Genomic DNA, 18,133 nt, shown 5'->3' with positions numbered 1-18,133 from the left:
CACGACCGTGCTCTGCCCGACTGCAGAGCCGGGAGAGACCCTGTGAAAGCACACCACCGCAGACGCTGGAGTGTGTCGGTTGCCGTCGGCGCTCTGGTACTCGCGCTGGCCGGCCCCTACGACGCGCTGGCCTTTGCGTCCTCAGCAGCCCGTTCCGACGCCGTCGGCTCCCCGTCCACCGCATCCACGTCCGACCGGGTGCCCGCCGGCGACCACTCCGTCACGCTGATCACCGGTGACGTGGTCACCACCCGGCAGAGTCCCGGCACCGGCAACGGGACCGGAGGCATCGTCAGCGTCCGCGGTGCCGACGGGCGTCCGGTGGAGACCCACATCCTGACGTCGGGCGACGACCTCTACGTGTTCCCCGAGTCCGTACTGCCTTTCGTGGCCAAGGGCATCCTGGACCGGCAGCTGTTCAACATCACGGCCATGATCGCCGACAGGTACGACGACGCGCACCGTGACCGGCTGCCGCTCATCGTCTCCTACAGGCACTCCGCCGACGCGCGCAGCAGGGGCAGCGCTCTGCCCGACGGGGCGACCCGGGTCCGTACCCTCGACGGCATCAACGGCGCCGCCCTCACCGCGGACCGCTCGCACGCCGCGGACTTCTGGAAGTCCGTGGCCGGGACGGCGACGACAGACGGAGCCCGCGAGCAGTCCGCCGCACCGGCCTTCGCCGACGGGATCACGCACATCTGGCTGGACGGCCTCGTCCATGCCGACCTCGCCGACAGCACGGCGCAGATCGGTGCCCCCCAGGTCTGGGCGGACGGCAACACCGGACAGGGCGTGGACGTGGCCGTCCTCGACACCGGCGTCGATGCGGGACACCCCGACCTCGCGGACCGCATCGCGGGCCGGCAGAGCTTCGTACCGGACGAGAACACGGACGACCACTTCGGTCACGGCACGCATGTCGCGTCCATCATCGCCGGTAGCGGCGCGGCTTCCGACGGCAGGGAGAAGGGTGCCGCCCCCGGCGCCCGCCTCGACATCGGCAAGGTGCTGGACGACACCGGGTCCGGTCAGACCTCCTGGGTCCTGGCCGGCATGGAATGGGCCGCGGTCGACCAGCACGCCAAGGTCATCAACATGAGCCTCGGCGACGGTCAGCCGTCCGACGGGACCGACCCCCTCAGCCAGGCTGTCGACAGGCTCAGCGCCGAGACCGGCGCGCTGTTCGTCGTCGCCGCCGGCAACTCGGGGGCACCCGACACCATCGGCGCACCGGGCGCGGCGAGCGACGCGCTGACCGTGGGTGCCGTCGACTCCGACGACTCCCTGGCCGAGTTCTCGAGCCAGGGTCCCCGCGTGGACGGCGCGCTGAAGCCGGAGATCACCGCCCCCGGCGTCGACATCCTCGCGGCCAACTCCCGGTTCGACGGCAACGGCGAGGGCGCTTACCAGACCATGAGCGGCACCTCCATGGCCACGCCCCACGTGAGCGGCGCCGCCGCGCTGATGGCCGCCGCTCATCCGGACCTCACCGGAAGCCAGCTGAAGGATCTGCTGGCCAGCAGCTCCCGGCAGACCCCGCAGTACAACGCCTTCCAGGCAGGCAGTGGCCGCCTCGACGTCGCCGCGGCCTCACATGCCGGAGTCTTCGCCACGGCCACCGCGTACGCCGCGCAGGTTCCGCAGAATCCCGCCGACGGCGTGCGGCGCCCGGTGACGTACACCAACACCACGGACACTCCCGTCACCCTCGCGCTGAGCGTCGAGGCGGCACACGCCCCCGCCGGGGTGTTCCGGCTCTCCGCCTCCCAGGTGGTCGTGCCCGCGCACGGCAGCGCCGGTGTCACCGTGACGATCGACGGTTCGGGCATCACCGCCGGCGGCCGGTACACCGGCCAGGTCCTCGCGAAGACCGCGGCCGGCAAGGTCGCGGCGCACACCGCCGTCTCCCTCGGCGATGTCGAGCACAAACTGACCATGGAGTTCAAGGACGCCCAGGGGCGGCCCATGTCCGGCGTGGTCGAACTGCTCAGGTCCGGTGACGACTCCCCGGCGTTCGTCGTGATCGACGACTCCGGTACGGCGCAGACGTACCTGCCCAACGACGTGTACTCGGTGCTGTCCTTCAAGACGGTGCAGGGCGTCCACGGTCCCCACTCGTGGGGCATGGCGCTGCTGGGCGACCCAGACGTCCGACTGGACCGCGACACCACCGTCACGCTCGATGCGTCCAAGATCGACCGGATCGACATGACGGCCCCTCAGCGGACCGAGACGACCTACCAGCGACTGGACTACACCCGCCTGATGGGCGGCCAGATCTGGCGGGACTACATGGAGACCCAGACCAACTACGACAGCCTGTGGGCCCAGCCGACCACCCACCAGGTCACCCATGGCGACTTCTACCTGGCGGCTCGGTGGCGCAAGGAGCAGCCCGCACTGTCCGTCTCCACCCGGACGACCGACTTCACCGACGTGCTGCGCCAGGACGGCGTCACCCCCCTGCCCAAGGGCAGCGTCAGGCTCCCACTGGTCTTCGCCGGTCAGGGCGCGCGCACCGACTACGCTGACCTCGACGTGCACGGCAAGGCCGTGGTGGTACGCCGTAACGACGAGGTGTCCGACAGGGACCAGGCGGCCGCCGCGATGGCTGCGGGCGCGAAGCTCATGCTGGTGGTGAACAACGTGGACGGCCGCGGCTTCCGCAGGTACAACGCGCCGTTCGGGTCGTCGCCCATCCCGCTCGACGTGGGCCTGCTCAGCACCGACGAGGGCGAGAAGCTCGTCCGGCAGGCCCAGGTCCGCGGCGCTTCGGTCACGGTCGGCTCCGCGCCCGTGAGCCCGTACGTCTACGACCTCGACCAGACCTGGCACAACGAGATCCCCGCCCGCATGGTGGTGCAGGGCAGTTCCAAGAACCTCGCCCGGGTCGACGAGACCTTCGACAGTCCGGCCCCGGGGAGCACCGGCGGGGAGTTCCGGTTCGACTGGCCCACGTACAACAACAACTGGGCCATCGGCGCCATGATGCCGGAGCCGGTGCGCGGGAAGCGCACCGACTGGGTCTCCACCGGGGGCTTCAACAGCTGGAGCCAGAGCGCGTACGCGGACGGCATGGTCTTCGAAGCCGGGGCCAAGACCTCCTACCGGGCGGGCAGCACGCAGTCCGAGGAGTGGTTCAAGCCGATCGAACGGCCCTACCTGAACGACGTCTACAGTCTGCCCACGCGCAAAGGTGACCACCTGTACATCGACGCCCCCGCCTGGGGCAGCCGCAACCACGTCGGCATGAACCAGATCGACGGCGGAGCAGAGCAGCGACAGACCCTCTACCAGGGCACCAAGGAGCTCGGCACCGGAACCTTCACGAACGTCTCGGGCCACGCACCCAGCGCCGGCAAGCTGCCGTACCGGCTGGTCGTCACCGGCAAGCGCGACGTGGCGTTCACCCCGTACTCCTCCAGCACGCACACCGAGTGGGACTTCACCTCGAAGGCGACGGCGGACGGCTCCGACGCGGTGCTGCCGCTGGTGCAGATCGACTACGAGGTCGGCACCGACCCGGCCGGGCGGGCCGGACGGCACGACACCCTGTCCGTCACCGCCGCTCAGCTGCCGGGTGCCGTCGGCGCCGGCCGGGTCGGCGCGGTCACCCTGGAGATGTCCTACGACGGCGGCACGACGTGGCACAGGGCCACCTGTGACCACAACGGGCGGTACCGCCTGGACGCGCCGAAGAAGGCGTCTTACGTGTCGCTCAGGGCGAGCGCCGAGGACTCGGCGGGCAACGCGGTGCACCAGACGGTGATCCGGGCGTTCGGCCTGCGCTGACGCACAGTCGCGGATCGCGCGCGAGTGAACAACGGTCCGTCCGGGGTCGCACGACCCCGGACGGACCGTTCGCCGCTCCGGCCCTCCGGGCCCTGCCGCGCCGGTGATGGTGTGGAGGACGCGGGCTCAGCATCTACACCTCGGAGATCGCGAGCCGGTCGGCGAGGCCGTAGGCGGGGAGTGGTGCAGCTGGTGGCGGCGCCGGTTGTAGCGCCGGGGGTGCGCGGCTTCCGGTGGCCGATGGCGTCCTGGACGTCCGCCCGGGGGGGGTGTCCCTGCTCCAGGGCGATGGTGGCTAGGCAGGCGCGGCGGAGGATGGTGCGCAGGTGTCGCCAGACGGAGGGGTCATCAAGGGTACGGCCGCTGTCGGTGACGGCGTGGTGCGGCAGCGGCGTCAGGGCACTGCGGCGCCACCCCGTGACCCGCACGCCCAGGACGTGGTGTCCGTACTGAGCGGGCCTTGATGAGAGGGACTGACGACGAGTTCGAGTTTGTTGCACGGGCATTGCACATGAGATGGAGACAGGGCCTCATTTAGCAGTCCCGATCGTGTGTCGGTGCAGGTCAGCGAACTGTTGACCTGCACCGATACACGCCGCTCATGCCTGCATTTCTGCAGGTCACAGGCGTCTTACACGTCGAAGTACAGCTCGAACTCGTGCGGGTGCGGGCGCAACTGGAGCGGGGCGATCTCGTTGGTGCGCTTGAAGTCGACCCACGTCTCGATCAGGTCGGACGTGAACACGTCGCCCTGGAGGAGGAACTCGTGGTCGGCCTCCAGCGCGTCGAGGACGGCGTTCAGCGAGGTCGGGACCTGGGCGACGTTCGCGTGCTCCTCGGGAGCCAGCTCGTACAGGTCCTTGTCGATCGGCTCGGCCGGCTCGATCTTGTTCTTGATGCCGTCCAGGCCCGCGAGGAGCAGGGCCGAGAAGGCCAGGTACGGGTTGCCGGAGGAGTCGGGCGCGCGGAACTCGACGCGCTTGGCCTTCGGGTTGGAGCCCGTGATCGGGATACGCATCGCGGCGGAGCGGTTGCGCTGCGAGTACACCAGGTTGATCGGCGCCTCGAAGCCCGGCACCAGACGGTGGTACGAGTTCACCGTCGGGTTGGTGAAGGCCAGCAGCGACGGGGCGTGCCTGAGGATGCCGCCGATGTAGTAGCGGGCGGTGTCCGACAGGCCCGCGTAACCGGCCTCGTCGTAGAACAGCGGGTCGCCGTTGCTCCACAGCGACTGGTGCACGTGCATGCCCGAGCCGTTGTCACCGAAGATCGGCTTCGGCATGAAGGTCGCGGTCTTGCCGTTGCGCCAGGCGACGTTCTTCACGATGTACTTGAAGAGCTGGAGGTCGTCGGCGGCGGCGAGCAGGGTGTTGAACTTGTAGTTGATCTCCGCCTGGCCGGCCGTGCCCACCTCGTGGTGCTGGCGCTCGACCTTCAGGCCGGACCGCTCCAGCTCCAGGGAGATCTCGGCGCGCAGGTCGGCGAAGTGGTCGACCGGGGCCACCGGGAAGTAGCCGCCCTTGTAGCGGACCTTGTACCCGCGGTTGTTCTCCAGGGCGCCGGTGTTCCAGGCGCCCGCCTCGGAGTCGATGTGGTAGAAGGACTCGTTCGCGGAGGTGGCGAAACGGACGCTGTCGAAGACGTAGAACTCGGCCTCGGGACCGAAGTACGCGGTGTCCGCGATCCCGGTCGACGCCAGGTACGCCTCCGCCTTCTTCGCCACGTTGCGCGGGTCACGGGAGTACTGCTCGCCCGTGATCGGGTCGTGGATGAAGAAGTTGATGTTGAGGGTCTTGTCGCGGCGGAACGGGTCCACACGGGCCGTGGACAGGTCGGCACGCAGAGCCATGTCGGACTCGTGGATGGCCTGGAAACCACGGATCGACGATCCGTCGAAGGCCAGCTCCTCGTCCGGGTCGAACGCCTCAACGGGCACCGTGAAGTGCTGCATGACGCCCGGCAGGTCGCAGAAGCGGACGTCGACGAACTTGACGTCCTCGTCCGCGATGAACTTCTTGGCCTCGTCGGCGTTCTGGAACATCCAGCTCCTCCTACTCCCGACCGTCCTCGCCGGGGTGGTAGATCGTTCGTGCGGCCAGTGCGGTGGCACACGCTGGTCTCGACCCTAGGGACGGGTGATTTCTCGGGCGTGACCCGTTTGTTTCGCAGAAGTTAACCGGCCACGTGTCCACCGTAGCCCCGACACACCCCTGTGCGTAGTGCCCGAAACCGGGCACAGTACCGTGGAGGCGTGGACAACAGGCAGGCAATCGGATCGTGGCTCTCCGGACCGCGCGCGGCCATGGAAGAGGCGGGCGCCGACTTCGGGTACCGGGGCGAACAGCTCGGCCTCCCGGAGCACGGGCCGAACTCGATCGCACGGCCCGGACGGCGCCTCGGCGCACTCGCCGTGGACTGGGCGCTGTGCGTCCTGATCGCATACGGCCTGATCACGGACGGCTACCGGGCCCCCGCGACGAGCAACTGGGCGCTCGGTGTCTTCTTCGTCCTGAGCGTCCTGACCGTCGGCACGGTGGGCTTCACCCCCGGCAAGCGCCTCTTCGGCATCCGGGTCGTGGCCCTGCGGACGGGCACGGTCAACCCGGGGCGCGCCCTGCTGCGTACCGTCCTGCTCTGCCTCGCGATCCCCGCCCTGATCTGGGACCGCGACGGCCGCGGCCTGCACGACCGGCTCGCGAAGACGGTCGAGGTTCGGATCTGACCGAGCGATCCCGGTGACCGCCGGCCACCGGGATCACCCACCGGCTCACCCCCTCCGCAGCACCGCCCTCAGTACCGCCCGCAGCTCCCCCTCCGGGTCGGTCGCGGCGGATGTCGCGCGCCAGGCCACGAAGCCGTCCGGCCGCACCAGCACCGCCCCGTCCGCCGTCGTGCCGTGGAGCGCCGCCCAGTCGGTGCCGGCTGCGGGGCCGCCCCCGTCGTAGGCGAGGTCGGCGTTCGCGCCCGTACCGATCCGGTACGCCTCCAGCCGTACGCCGTCCGTGCGGGCGATCCGCCGGGCGGCGGAGTGCCAGGCCCCGCCCGCGGCCGACCCGGCGTCGCAGAGCAGCACCAGTGACCGCTCGTAGAGGTCGACCGTGGAGAGCCGGTCGCCCGCGCGGCGCAGCCACAGGTGCGGCGCCCGGCTGCCCGGGTCCGCGGTCAGCCGTACCTCGTCGGGTACGACCGGCTGGGCGGGGTCGGCGCCGATGACGGCCCCCTCCAGGTAGCGGTAGGCGAGGACGACGGGGAGGATGCCGCTGCGCGGGCCGCCGCCGACGCCGGGCGTGGGCGCGAAGCCCGGGTGGCTGTGCTCCACCGAGCGGGCGGAGGCGCGGGCGCTGGTCGCCAGCGCGACGGGCCGGCGCTCGGTGTCGTACGTCTCCAGCAGGTCGGGCCCGGCCCAGCCGTCGAGGACGGCGGACAGTTTCCAGGCCAGGTTGTGGGCGTCCTGGATGCCGGTGTTGGAGCCGAAGGCGCCGGTCGGGGACATCTCGTGGGCGGAGTCGCCGGCCAGCAGCACCCGGCCCGCCGTGTACCGCTCGGCGACGCGTTCGGCGGCGCGCCAGGACGCCTTGCCGGTGATCTCGACGTCCAGGTCGGGGACGCCGACGGCCAGCCGGATGTGCCGCTGGAGCCGCTCCTCGGTGAACTCCTCCAGCGTCTCGCCCTGCTCCGGGTGCCAGGGCGCGTGGAAGACCCAGTGCTCCTTGTTGTCGACCGGCAGCAGGGCGCCGTCGGCCTCCGGGTTGGTGAGGTAGCAGCAGATGAAGTGCCGGTCGCCGACCGTCTCGGCGAGCAGCTTGGACCGGAAGGTGACGCTCACGTTCGCGAAGAGGTCGCCGGGGCCGCTCTGCCCGATGCCGAGCCGGCGCCGGACGGGGCTGCGCGGGCCGTCGCACGCGACCAGGTAGTCCGCGCGGACCGTGTACAGCTCGTCGCTGTCCCGGTCCCGGACGAACGCCGTCACTCCTTCGGGGTCCTGTTCGAAGCCCTCCAACTCGTGGAAGTACCGCAGGTCCCCGCCGAGCGCGCGGGCCCCCTTCAGCAGCACAGGCTCCAGGTCGTTCTGGCTGCACAGGCACCAGGCCGTGGGGCTGAACCTCGCCAGTCCGCCGCCCGGGTCGATGTGCTTGAACAGCCATTCGCCGGCGTCGCCGACCAGGGTCGGGGTCTGGAGGATGCCGTGGTTGGCCGCGAGCAGCGAGGCCGCCGCCTTGATGTCCGGCTCGATGCCGGCCACCCGGTACAGCTCCATCGTCCGCAGGTTGTTGCCGCGGCCACGCGGGTGGATCGAGGTCCCGGAGTGCCGCTCGACGAGCATGTGGGGTACGCCGAGACGGCCCAGGAACAGGGAGAGGGACAGGCCCACCAGTGAACCGCCCACGACGAGGACGGGCACCTGGTGAGCGGCTTTGTGCTGCATCAAGGCTCCAGAGGCAGGGTCGGGATGTGAGGCGCGTTGCTGTTTCTGTGCCCTGTGGGACGGCTTTCGCGTGCTCAATCACCCACGTGGTTCACGCGAGTCGCGCGTTGTGCGGGAAGCGGCACAGGATCAAGAAGCGCTGATGTCGCGTCATCGGCGGCCGGCGTTCGCCTCTGCCCCCGTGAAGGAGATGCGCAGCATGACCACCTTGTCGGAAAAGATGTCGGACCAGTCGACGCGCCAGGTGTCGAAGAGGGTCTCCCAGTCCGTGTTCGACGGCTCCCGTCTCCGGGTCGTCCTGCTCGTGGACGTCAACGACGGCGCCCAGCAGCAGTTCCTGGAGGCCTACGAGCAGCTGTGCAACCAGGTGGCGCAGGTGCCCGGCCACGTCAGCGACCAGCTGTGCCAGTCGATCGAGAACCCCTCCCAATGGCTCATCACCAGCGAGTGGGAGAGTGCTCCGCCATTCCTCACCTGGGTGAACAGCGAGGAGCACGTGCACATGGTGGAACCGCTGCACAACTGCGTCCGGGACACCCGGTCGCTGCGGTTCCACATCGTCCGCGAGACCGGCGGCGAGCCGGCCGGGGCCGCGTCACGGCGCCGGCTCCAGGCGTCCCCGCGGATCGGGGACGGCGTGATCCGGCACGCGCTGACCTTCACGGTCAAGCCGGGCAGCGAGGAGAAGGTCGCGAGGATCCTCGCGGACTACGCCTCGCCCCAGGCGCGCGTCGACGAGACGACCCGGCTGTGCCGCACCTCCCTGTTCATGCACGGCAACCGGGTCGTGCGGGCCATCGAGGTGCGCGGCGACCTGCTCGCGGCGCTGCGGCACGTCGCCCGGCAGCCCCAGGTGCGGGCCGTCGAGGAGGCCATCAACCCCTACCTGGAGCAGGAGCGGGACCTGGGCGACCAGGAGTCCGCGCGGGTGTTCTTCACCCGGGCGGCGCTGCCGGCCGTGCACCACGTCACCGCGGACGAACTCGGCGAGGGCGAGCGGCAGGCGCTGTACTACCCGGCCCGGCCGGACTGCGGGATGCGGCTGGCGGAGCTGCTCGCCCAGCAGGACGAGGCGGCTGCGGGGGACCCGGACAGCCCGGTGCTGCGCAGCACGATCTTCCAGCGCGACGACGTCGTCGTCCGGCTGGTCGACGTACGTCCCGGCGCGGGCGCCCGCGCTCCGCTGCCGGAGCCCGGTCGTCAGGCCGCGCTGAGCACCCTGCTGGACGGCGAGCCCGTCGGCATGGACCTCGTCACCGACCGCCGCTCGCCGGACGCCTGAGCCCGGCAGGCCAGCACACCAACGGAGGAACGTCGTGATCAAATCCCTTCCGAAGATCGTGGACCTCAGCGAGATCGAGCCCAACACCCGGCGCGGCGGCGATCTGCGCGCCATGCTCACCCCGGCCACGGTGGGCTCCACCAGCGGCTTCATGGGCGTGGCCATCGTGCAGCCCGGCGACCGCATCGGTGAGCACTACCACCCCTACTCCGAAGAGTTCGTGTACGTCCTGTGCGGACAGCTGGAGGTGGACCTGGACGGTGAGCCGCACCCGCTGAAGCCCGAGCAGGGGCTGATGATCCCCATGAACATGCGGCACCGCTTCCGCAACGTCGGCAACGTGGAGGCGCGGATCGTCTTCCACCTGGGCCCGCTGGCCCCCCGGCCGGCCCTCGGCCACGTCGACACCGAGGAGACGGAGGCCGTCGCCGTCGCCGCCGATCCGGCCGACCGGGCACGGGTCCGCTCATGAACCGGCGCGTGGCGGTCACCGGCATAGGCGTCGTCGCCCCGGGAGGGATCGGCGCACCGGCGTTCTGGGATCTGCTCGCCGACGGCCGTACCGCGACGCGGGGCATCACGTTCTTCGACCCGACCGGGCTCAGGTCCCGGATCGCCGCCGAGTGCGACTTCGACCCCGCCGCGTACGGCCTGGACGCCGAGCAGGTCGAACGGGCGGACCGGTACATACAGTTCGCCCTGGTCGCCGGCGAGGAGGCGGTCCGGGACTCCGGTCTCGACCTCGGGCTTGAGAACCCCTGGCGGGTCGGCGTCTCCGTGGGCACCGCCGTCGGCGGCACCACCCGGCTGGAGCACGACTACGTCCTGGTCAGCCATCGCGGGCAGCGCTGGGAGGTCGACCACACCGAGGCGGAGCCGCAGCTGCACCGGGCGTTCTCGCCGAGCACCGCGGCCTCCGCGGTGGCGGAACGTTTCGGCGCCCAGGGTCCCGTGCAGACCGTGTCCACCGGCTGCACCTCGGGACTCGACGCGGTCGGGTACGCCTTCCACACCGTCCAGGAAGGCCGCGCCGACATATGCATCGCGGGAGCCTCGGACTCTCCGATCTCCCCGATCACCATGGCCTGCTTCGACGCGATCAAGGCCACCTCACCGAACAACGACGACCCCGCGCACGCCTCCCGGCCCTTCGACAACAACCGTGACGGCTTCGTCATGGGCGAGGGCGGCGCGGTGCTCGTCCTGGAGGAACTGGAGCACGCCCGGGCCCGCGGTGCCCACGTGTACTGCGAGTTCGGCGGCTACGCCACCTTCGGCAACGCCTACCACATGACCGGCCTGACCAAGGAGGGCCTGGAGATGGCGCGGGCCATTGACAAAGCCCTCGACCAGGCGCGTCTCGACCCCACGGCGATCGACTACGTCAACGCGCACGGTTCCGGCACCCGGCAGAACGACCGCCACGAGACGGCGGCCGTGAAGCGGGCGCTCGGCCACCACGCCTACGACACCCCGATGAGCTCCATCAAATCCATGGTGGGGCACTCCCTCGGGGCGATCGGCGCCATCGAACTCGTCGCCTGCGTCCTAGCCCTCGCCAAGCAGGTCGTCCCGCCGACCGCGAACTACGAGATCCCCGACCCCGAGTGCGACCTGGACTACGTCCCGCGCGTCGCCCGCGAACGGAAGCTGACCAGCGTGCTGTCCGTGGGCAGCGGGTTCGGCGGCTTCCAGTCCGCGGTGATCCTGACCCGGCCGAGGGAGTGAGGACACGATGAGCGAACCGCAGGACCGGCACGCGGCCATCACCGGCATCGGGGTGGTCGCGCCCAACGGCACCACCACCGGCACCTTCTGGAAGGCCACCCAGGAGGGCCTCAGCGTCCTCGACCGGGTCACCCGCGAGGGCTGTGAGCACCTTCCCCTCAAGGTGGCCGGTGAGGTCCGCGCCTTCGAACCGGCCGCCACGATCGAGGAGCGCTTCCTCGTCCAGACCGACCGGTTCACGCACTACGCCATGGCCGCGGCCGACTTCGCACTGGACGACGCCCGGCTCGCGCTGGCCGACATCCCCGACGCGCCGTACTCCATCGGCGTGGTGACCGCCGCCGGGTCCGGCGGCGGCGAGTTCGGCCAGCGTGAACTCCAGCGACTGTGGGGCAAGGGGAGCCGGTTCGTCGGGCCGTACCAGTCCATCGCCTGGTTCTACGCCGCGAGCACCGGCCAGGTGTCCATCCGCCGCGGCTTCAAGGGACCCTGCTCGGTCGTCGCCTCCGACGAGGCCGGCGGCCTGGACGCCCTCGCCCACGCGGCACGGGCCGTGCGGCGCGGCACCGACGTGATCGTGGCCGGCTCCACCGAGGCGCCGCTCGCGCCGTACTCGATGGTCTGCCAGCTCGGCTACGAGGAACTGAGCAGGGAGACGGACCCGTCCCGGGCCTACCGCCCGTTCACGGACGGGGCCTGCGGGTTCGTGCCCGCCGAGGGCGGCGGGATGCTCGTGGTCGAGGCGGCCGGAGCCGCCCGGGCCCGCGGCGCCGACATCAAGGCCGTCGTGGCCGGCCACGGGGCCACCTTCACCGGCGCCTCCCGTTGGGACCGGACCCGGGAGGGGCTCGCCCAGGCCGTCCGGCAGGCCCTGGCGGAGGCCGAGTGCGCCCCCGAGGAGGTCGACGTCGTCTTCGCCGACGCCCTCGGGGTACCGGAGGCCGACCGGGCCGAGGCGCTGGCGCTCGCCGACGCCCTCGGCGAGCACGGCACCCGGGTACCGGTCACCGCACCCAAGACCGGGATCGGCCGGGGGTACGGCGCGGCCCCCGTCCTGGACACCGCGGCGGCCGTGCTCGCGATGGAGCACGGCCTGATCCCGCCGACGCCGAACGTCTTCGACGTCTGCCACGACCTCGACCTCGTGACCGGCAGCGCCCGCGCCGCCGAACTGCGGACGGCGCTGATCCTCAGCCGCGGACTCATGGGGTCGAACTCGGCGCTGGTGCTGCGACGCGGCACCGCGCAGTGAGTACAGAGAAGGAGGAGAGCACATGCCCCAGATCACCGTGGAAGAACTCGCCGCACTGATGAAGAAGGCCGCCGGTGTGACCGTCAGCCCGCAGCAGCTCAAGGAGAAGCCGGACACCGGCTTCGACGTCCTCGGTGTCGACTCGCTCGGCCTGCTCGGCATCGTCGGCGAGCTGGAGAACACGCACGGCACCCCGATGCCGGTCGACGCCGAGCGCTGCAAGACACCCCAGCAGTTCCTCAACCTCGTCAACAGCACCCTGATGGCAGGAGCCTGACATGGCAGGACACACCCAGAACGAGATCACCATCGCCGCCCCGCTGGACCTGGTCTGGGACATGACCAACGACCTGGAGCGCTGGCCCCAGCTGTTCAGCGAGTACGCGTCGGTGGAGGTCCTCAAGAAGGAGGGCGACAAGACGACGTTCCGGCTCACCATGCACCCGGACGAGAACGGCACCGTCTGGAGCTGGGTCTCCGAGCGCGAGCCGGACCGTGCCACCCGCACCGTCAGGGCCCGCCGGGTGGAGACCGGGCCCTTCGCCCACATGGACATCCACTGGCGGTACGAGGAGGTCCCCGCCGGCACCCGGATGGTCTGGACCCAGGACTTCGCGATGAAGCCGGACGCGCCGGTCGACGACGACTGGATGACCGACAACATCAACAAGAACTCGAAGATCCAGCTGGACCTGATCCGGCAGAAGATCGAGAAGGCGGCGGCCGGCGAGCGGCCCGCCCCGGCCCTGGCCGACTGAGCCGGACAGGAGACGACCGTGCACCAGGCCCTGATCGTCGCCCGCATGGCCCCGGGCTCCGCCACCGACATCGCCAAGGTGTTCGCGGAGTCCGACCGGGGAGAGCTGCCGCACCTCGTCGGAGTCGTCCGGCGCAGCCTCTTCCAGTTCGGCGACGTGTACATGCACCTGATCGAGTCCGAGCGGGAGCCGGGACCGGCCATCGCCAAGGTCACCTCCCACCCCGATTTCAAGGAGGTCAGCGAGCGGCTGTCGGCGTACGTCAGCGCGTACGACCCGCAGACCTGGCGGTCCCCGAAGGACGCCATGGCAGAGCGCTTCTACCTCTGGGAGCGCGACGCCGGCTGAGCGCTCCGCCGGAACAGCGGTGAGGGCAGTTCCCCGCGCCCCTTCGGGGCGCGGGGAGCCGGTCATGCGGGGACGATGCAGTCGAACGCGTGCAGGTACGGGTTGACCGGCCGGATGTCGCGGACCGCCAGGCCCGCCGCCTCCAGCCGTCCGACCATGCTGTCGGTGGTGTGCTTGGCCCCGCCGACGTTCAGGAGCAGCAGCAGGTCCATGGCCGTGCTGAACCGCATCGACGGGCTGTCGTCGACGAGGTTCTCGATCACCACCACCCGGGTGCCGGGACCGCCCGCCTCGACCACGTTGCCCAGCAGCCGGGCCGTGGACTCGTCGTCCCACTCCAGGATGTTCTTGATGATGTAGACGTCGGCCTCGACCGGGACCGCCTCCCGGACGTCGCCGGGCACGATCCGCGCGCGGTCGGCGAGGTCGCCGCCCTCGCGCAGCCGCGGCAGGGCGTTCTCCACCACTCGGGGCAGGTCGAGCAGGCTGCCGCGCATCGCCGGGTACTTGTCCAGCAGGCACGCCACCACATGGCCCTGGCCGCCGCCGATGTCCGCGACCGAGCTGCTGCCGGACAGGTCCAGCAGGGCCGCCACCTCACGCGCCGACTGCTCGCTGGAGCGGGTCATCGCGCGGTTGAAGACGTCCGCGGACTCGGGGGCGTCCTCGTTGAGGTAGCTGAAGAACTCCTTGTCGTAGAGGTCCTCCACGACGTTCCGGCCGGTGCGCACGGCCCGGTCCAGCAGCGGCCAGGCGTCCCAGGTCCACGGCTCGGTGCACCACATGGCGATGGCCCGCAGGCTGTTCGGGTCGTCCTCGCGCAGCAGCCGGGACATCTCGGTGTGGGCGAACGTCCCGTCCGGCCGCTCGGTGAAGACGCCGTAGCAGGACAGGGCGCGCAGCAGCCGGCGCAGCGGCTTCGGCTCGGCGCGCACCTCGGCCGCCAGGGTCTCCACGGTCATGGGGGCGTCCCCGAGCGCGTCGGCGACGCCCAGCCGGGCGGCGGCGCGGACCGCGGCGGCGCAGGCCGCCCCGAACACGAGCTCGCGCAGCCGCATCGGCGGGGGAGGGGAGGGGGGTGCCCCCGGCTCGGGGGGAGCAGAGGGCGCGCGGGATGGTGCGGTCATGTGCCGCCTTCCTTCCTTGCGTGGATCGGGTACGGCCGTCCGGTCAGCACAGGCCCGCGGGCTTGGAGACCCGGCAGGAGTTGCCGGTGAAGGCGTTGCGGGTCTTCGCGGCTTCCTGGTTGACGAGGTCCGCCGGGGAGTTGTTCGCCAGCAGGTTGGCGGTGATCCGGTTCTGCTCGCTCGTGGCGCCCACGAAGCTCTTGAACAGGACGATGCCGCCCGACAGCGGGGACTTGCCCGTGTGACCGGTGACCCTGTTCCGCGTCACCAGGGCCTTCTCGGTGCCGGTCAGCACGATGCCCGAGCCCTTCAGATAGGGCAGCCGGGCGGTCTTCGGGCAGAACTTGTTGTTCCGGTCGACCAGGTTGTCGCTGACGGTGAGGGCGCCGGCCCGCGGCTTGTTCTCGTCGCCGACGACGAACACGCCCGCGCAGTTGCCGAGGACGTAGTTGCGGGTGACGGCGAGGTTGCGCAGCCGGCGGACGGTGATGCCGATCCGGTTGGCCTCCAGCCGGTTGTGGTCGATCACCGCGCCCTTGCTGTCCTTGGCCCCCTGCTCGGCCTTGACGTTGTTGGCGAGGAAGATCCCCGCGTCCCCGTTGCTCCGGGCGGTGTTGTTGCGGAACACACCGCGGGTGGAGTGCTCCTGGGCGATGCCCCACTGGCCGTTGTGCTCGGCGATCACACGCTTCACGGTCAGATGGTCGGTGCCCATGGTGAACACGCCGGACTTGGCGAAGCCGGTCACCTTGAGATCGGAGACGGTGACGTCCTTGACGGGCTTGTTCTTGCCCCCGACCACACAGATGCCGTTGCCGTCCGAGAGGCAGGTGACGGCGGCCTTCTTGCCGTGCGGCGCGGGCTTCGTCTTCTTCTTGGGGGGCTGGATCACGGTGCCGGGGCCCGCGCCCCGCAGGGTGAGGCCCGCCGTCTTCACCGTGACGCTCTCACGGTAGGTGCCGGCGAGCACGAACACGGTGTCGCCGGCCTTGGCGGAGTTGACCGCCTTCTGGATCGACTGACCCGGATGCACCACGAGGGTCTTGTGGGCAGCGGACGCCGGAGCGGCGCCGATGACCGTGCCGACGAGGGTCGTGGCGCATGCCAGGTACGCAATGTGTCGTTTTGTCACATTCCGAAGGCTAGGAGCGTATGAGCCGATTACCGGCCGGATACTCCGTTCGGCGGCGTGTCCACGGCGGGGGCGGGTCAGCGTCCCCGGGGTCCGCCCTTGGGCAGCTTCATGCCCTTCGGCATGGGCCCCTTCGGCAGCGGCATGTTGCTCATCAGGTCGCCCAGCGCCCGCAGCCGGTCGTTGGTGGCCGTCACCTGGGGACCGGTCAGCACGCGCGGGAGCTTCAGCATCGTCGTGCGGAGCTTCTTCAGCTCGACCTGGCCCTCGCCGTTGCCGACGATCAGATCGTGCACCGGCACGTCGGCGACGATGCGGTTCATCTTCTTCTTCTCGGCGGCCAGCAGGCTCTTCACCCGGTTCGGGTTGCCCTCGGCGACCAGCACGATGCCGGCCTTGCCGACGGCCCGGTGCACCACGTCCTGGCTGCGGTTCATCGCCACCGCCGGCGTCGTCGTCCAGCCCCGGCCGATGTTGTCCAGCACGGCCGCGGCGGCGCCCGGCTGGCCCTCCATCTGACCGAACGCGGCCCGCTCGGCGCGGCGGCCGAACACGATCGCGGTCGCCAGCAGGGCGATCAGCAGGCCGAAGATGCCCAGGTAGACCGGGTGCCCGATCAGGAAGCCGATCGCGAGGAAGACACCGAGGGTGCCGATGCCGACGGCCGCGAGTACAAGACCGATCTTCTTGTCGGCCTTGCGGGTCATCTTGTACGTGAGGGCGATCTGCTTCAGTCGCCCTGCGTTCGCGGCGTCCGCCGCGGTTTCCTTCCTCGCCATGCCACGAAGTCTACGTGCCCCCGGGAGCGCGGACGACGGCAGTGCCCGACGGGCGGCACGGGGCCGCCGGGGGCGGCGTCAGGACTGGCCGGCGGCCTGGTCCAGGAACCGCTGGGCCTCGACCCGGTCCTTGGCGCGGCGGCGGTCCTCCAGGACGGAGGTCCAGGCGTTGCGGCGGGCGGTGCGCTGACCGCCGCTCAGGAGCAGCGACTCCACGGCGCGCAGGGCGCCGGTGAAGGACGGGATGGCGGTGGCGCGTACGGGTGCGGCCTGCATGATCGAGGTCCCCCCTCTGAGCGATGGAGATGCGGGGCGTGATATGAGAGTCACTGATTGGTGTTACCAGGACGTGACCGACCGGTCAAACACGCATGAAGCCTTGGCGCGAGGGGCTGGAACGCCGACGCGGCCCCGACGGCGCCCTCATCAGCGAGGACGGTCGAGACCGCGTCGTCTCGGCCATTACTGACCGGTAGGAGCTTGTGCGCGAATTCACACGCGCGGCTCACACCGCCTGGGCGGCGACGTACGTGCCACGCTTCTCCACGGCCATCTGGTACAGCCGCCCGGCGCGGTAGGAGGAGCGCACCAGCGGGCCGGACATCACACCGGAGAAGCCGATCTGCTCGGCCTCCTCCTTCAGCTCGACGAACTCCTGCGGCTTCACCCAGCGCTCCACCGGGTGGTGGCGCACCGACGGGCGCAGGTACTGGGTGATGGTGACCAGCTCGCAGCCCGCGTCGTGCAGCTGCTTCAGCGCCTCGCTGACCTCCTCGCGGGTCTCGCCCATGCCGAGGATCAGGTTCGACTTGGTCACCAGGCCGTGGTCGCGGGCCTCGGTGATGACCTTCAGGGAGCGCTCGTAGCGGAAGCCGGGGCGGATCCGCTTGAAGATCCTCGGGACCGTCTCGACGTTGTGCGCGAAGACCTCGGGGCGGGAGGCGAACACCTCGGCGAGCTGCTCGGGGACCGCGTTGAAGTCCGGGGCCAGCAGCTCCACCTTCGTCCGGCCGCCCTCGCGGTCCGCCGTCTGCCGGTGGATCTGGCGCACGGTCTCCGCGTACAGCCAGGCGCCGCCGTCCTCCAGGTCGTCGCGGGCGACGCCGGTGATGGTGGCGTAGTTCAGGTCCATGGTGACCACGGACTCGCCCACGCGGCGCGGCTCGTCACGGTCCAGCGCCTCGGGCTTGCCCGTGTCGATCTGGCAGAAGTCACAGCGCCGGGTGCACTGGTCGCCGCCGATGAGGAAGGTCGCCTCGCGGTCCTCCCAGCACTCGTAGATGTTCGGACAGCCGGCTTCCTGGCACACCGTGTGCAGCCCCTCGCTCTTCACGAGGTTCTGCATCTTCGTGTATTCGGGGCCCATTTTCGCCCGGGTCTTGATCCACTCGGGCTTGCGCTCGATGGGGGTCTGGCTGTTGCGGACCTCCAGGCGCAGCAACTTGCGTCCGTCGGGTGCGACTGCGGACACGACCGGCTCCCTGTGACTTCGATTCTTCGGCGTAC

The 18,133-nt window shown here is 70.5% G+C and carries 16 protein-coding genes; 9 read left to right on the top strand and 7 right to left on the bottom strand.

Translation table 11 applies throughout. The features are described from left to right. Window positions 1-72 precede the first annotated feature (72 nt). On the top strand, window positions 73-3,795 hold the full coding sequence (locus IE273_RS36240; protein ID WP_189819370.1) for a S8 family serine peptidase: 3,723 nt from the start codon (window positions 73-75) through the stop codon (window positions 3,793-3,795). 631 nt (window positions 3,796-4,426) lie between these two features. Here IE273_RS36240 and glnA read toward each other — a convergent pair. Beyond that, complete coding sequence (gene glnA, locus IE273_RS36235; protein WP_189819369.1) at window positions 4,427-5,836, bottom strand: type I glutamate--ammonia ligase; 1,410 nt, start codon at window positions 5,834-5,836, stop codon at window positions 4,427-4,429. Window positions 5,837-6,046: 210 nt separating this feature from the next. Here glnA and IE273_RS36230 point away from each other — a divergent pair, with 210 nt between their 5' ends. Further along, window positions 6,047-6,517 (top strand): RDD family protein, encoded by a 471-nt coding sequence (locus IE273_RS36230; RefSeq protein WP_058080281.1) that lies wholly within the window; start codon window positions 6,047-6,049, stop codon window positions 6,515-6,517. A gap of 45 nt (window positions 6,518-6,562) precedes the next feature. Here the strand turns inward: IE273_RS36230 and IE273_RS36225 are convergent, their stop codons facing one another. Then, a complete protein-coding gene (locus tag IE273_RS36225; protein ID WP_189819368.1) occupies window positions 6,563-8,221 on the bottom strand; it encodes an FAD-dependent oxidoreductase in 1,659 nt (552 codons plus the stop codon). Between the two features lie 199 nt (window positions 8,222-8,420). Between IE273_RS36225 and IE273_RS36220 the strand changes: the two genes are divergently transcribed. The 7 genes from IE273_RS36220 to IE273_RS36190 are packed head-to-tail and all read left to right on the top strand — an operon-like array spanning window position 8,421 to window position 13,589. After that, complete coding sequence (locus tag IE273_RS36220) at window positions 8,421-9,503, top strand: SchA/CurD-like domain-containing protein (protein WP_189819367.1); 1,083 nt, start codon at window positions 8,421-8,423, stop codon at window positions 9,501-9,503. 34 nt (window positions 9,504-9,537) lie between these two features. After that, window positions 9,538-9,975, top strand: coding sequence for a cupin domain-containing protein (locus IE273_RS36215; RefSeq protein ID WP_229887885.1), 438 nt, complete (start codon window positions 9,538-9,540; stop codon window positions 9,973-9,975). Further along, window positions 9,972-11,231 (top strand): beta-ketoacyl-[acyl-carrier-protein] synthase family protein, encoded by a 1,260-nt coding sequence (locus IE273_RS36210; RefSeq protein ID WP_189819366.1) that lies wholly within the window; start codon window positions 9,972-9,974, stop codon window positions 11,229-11,231. Before IE273_RS36215 ends, IE273_RS36210 begins: the two co-directional genes overlap by 4 nt. A 7-nt stretch (window positions 11,232-11,238) precedes the next feature. Further along, a complete protein-coding gene (locus IE273_RS36205) occupies window positions 11,239-12,483 on the top strand; it encodes a beta-ketoacyl synthase N-terminal-like domain-containing protein (protein WP_189819365.1) in 1,245 nt (414 codons plus the stop codon). 22 nt (window positions 12,484-12,505) lie between these two features. After that, window positions 12,506-12,760, top strand: coding sequence for an acyl carrier protein (locus tag IE273_RS36200; protein ID WP_014672284.1), 255 nt, complete (start codon window positions 12,506-12,508; stop codon window positions 12,758-12,760). 1 nt (window position 12,761) lies between these two features. Then, complete coding sequence (locus IE273_RS36195) at window positions 12,762-13,241, top strand: SRPBCC family protein (RefSeq protein WP_014672283.1); 480 nt, start codon at window positions 12,762-12,764, stop codon at window positions 13,239-13,241. A gap of 18 nt (window positions 13,242-13,259) precedes the next feature. Then, on the top strand, window positions 13,260-13,589 hold the full coding sequence (locus tag IE273_RS36190; protein ID WP_189819364.1) for a TcmI family type II polyketide cyclase: 330 nt from the start codon (window positions 13,260-13,262) through the stop codon (window positions 13,587-13,589). Window positions 13,590-13,651: 62 nt separating this feature from the next. On the opposite strand, the gene IE273_RS36185 is transcribed toward IE273_RS36190, so the two are convergent. The 5 genes from IE273_RS36185 to lipA form a co-directional block, all read right to left on the bottom strand. Beyond that, complete coding sequence (locus IE273_RS36185; RefSeq protein ID WP_229887884.1) at window positions 13,652-14,716, bottom strand: methyltransferase; 1,065 nt, start codon at window positions 14,714-14,716, stop codon at window positions 13,652-13,654. A gap of 43 nt (window positions 14,717-14,759) precedes the next feature. Next, window positions 14,760-15,848 (bottom strand): right-handed parallel beta-helix repeat-containing protein, encoded by a 1,089-nt coding sequence (locus IE273_RS36180; RefSeq protein ID WP_189819363.1) that lies wholly within the window; start codon window positions 15,846-15,848, stop codon window positions 14,760-14,762. A 77-nt stretch (window positions 15,849-15,925) separates the two neighbouring features. Next, the gene (locus IE273_RS36175; protein WP_103817970.1) at window positions 15,926-16,627 is read right to left on the bottom strand and encodes a DUF4191 domain-containing protein; all 702 of its coding nucleotides are present in this window, start codon (window positions 16,625-16,627) and stop codon (window positions 15,926-15,928) included. A gap of 78 nt (window positions 16,628-16,705) precedes the next feature. Then, window positions 16,706-16,903, bottom strand: coding sequence for an SCO2195 family GlnR-regulated protein (locus IE273_RS36170; RefSeq protein WP_014672278.1), 198 nt, complete (start codon window positions 16,901-16,903; stop codon window positions 16,706-16,708). A gap of 229 nt (window positions 16,904-17,132) precedes the next feature. Further along, entirely contained in the window at window positions 17,133-18,098 is a 966-nt protein-coding gene (lipA, locus tag IE273_RS36165; protein WP_189819362.1) for a lipoyl synthase, read from the bottom strand. Window positions 18,099-18,133: the final 35 nt, after the last annotated feature.

It is taken from the genome of Streptomyces olivaceoviridis (assembly GCF_014650115.1).
Taxonomy (GTDB): domain Bacteria; phylum Actinomycetota; class Actinomycetes; order Streptomycetales; family Streptomycetaceae; genus Streptomyces; species Streptomyces olivaceoviridis.
This window is presented reverse-complemented; position numbering and strand designations above follow the sequence as displayed.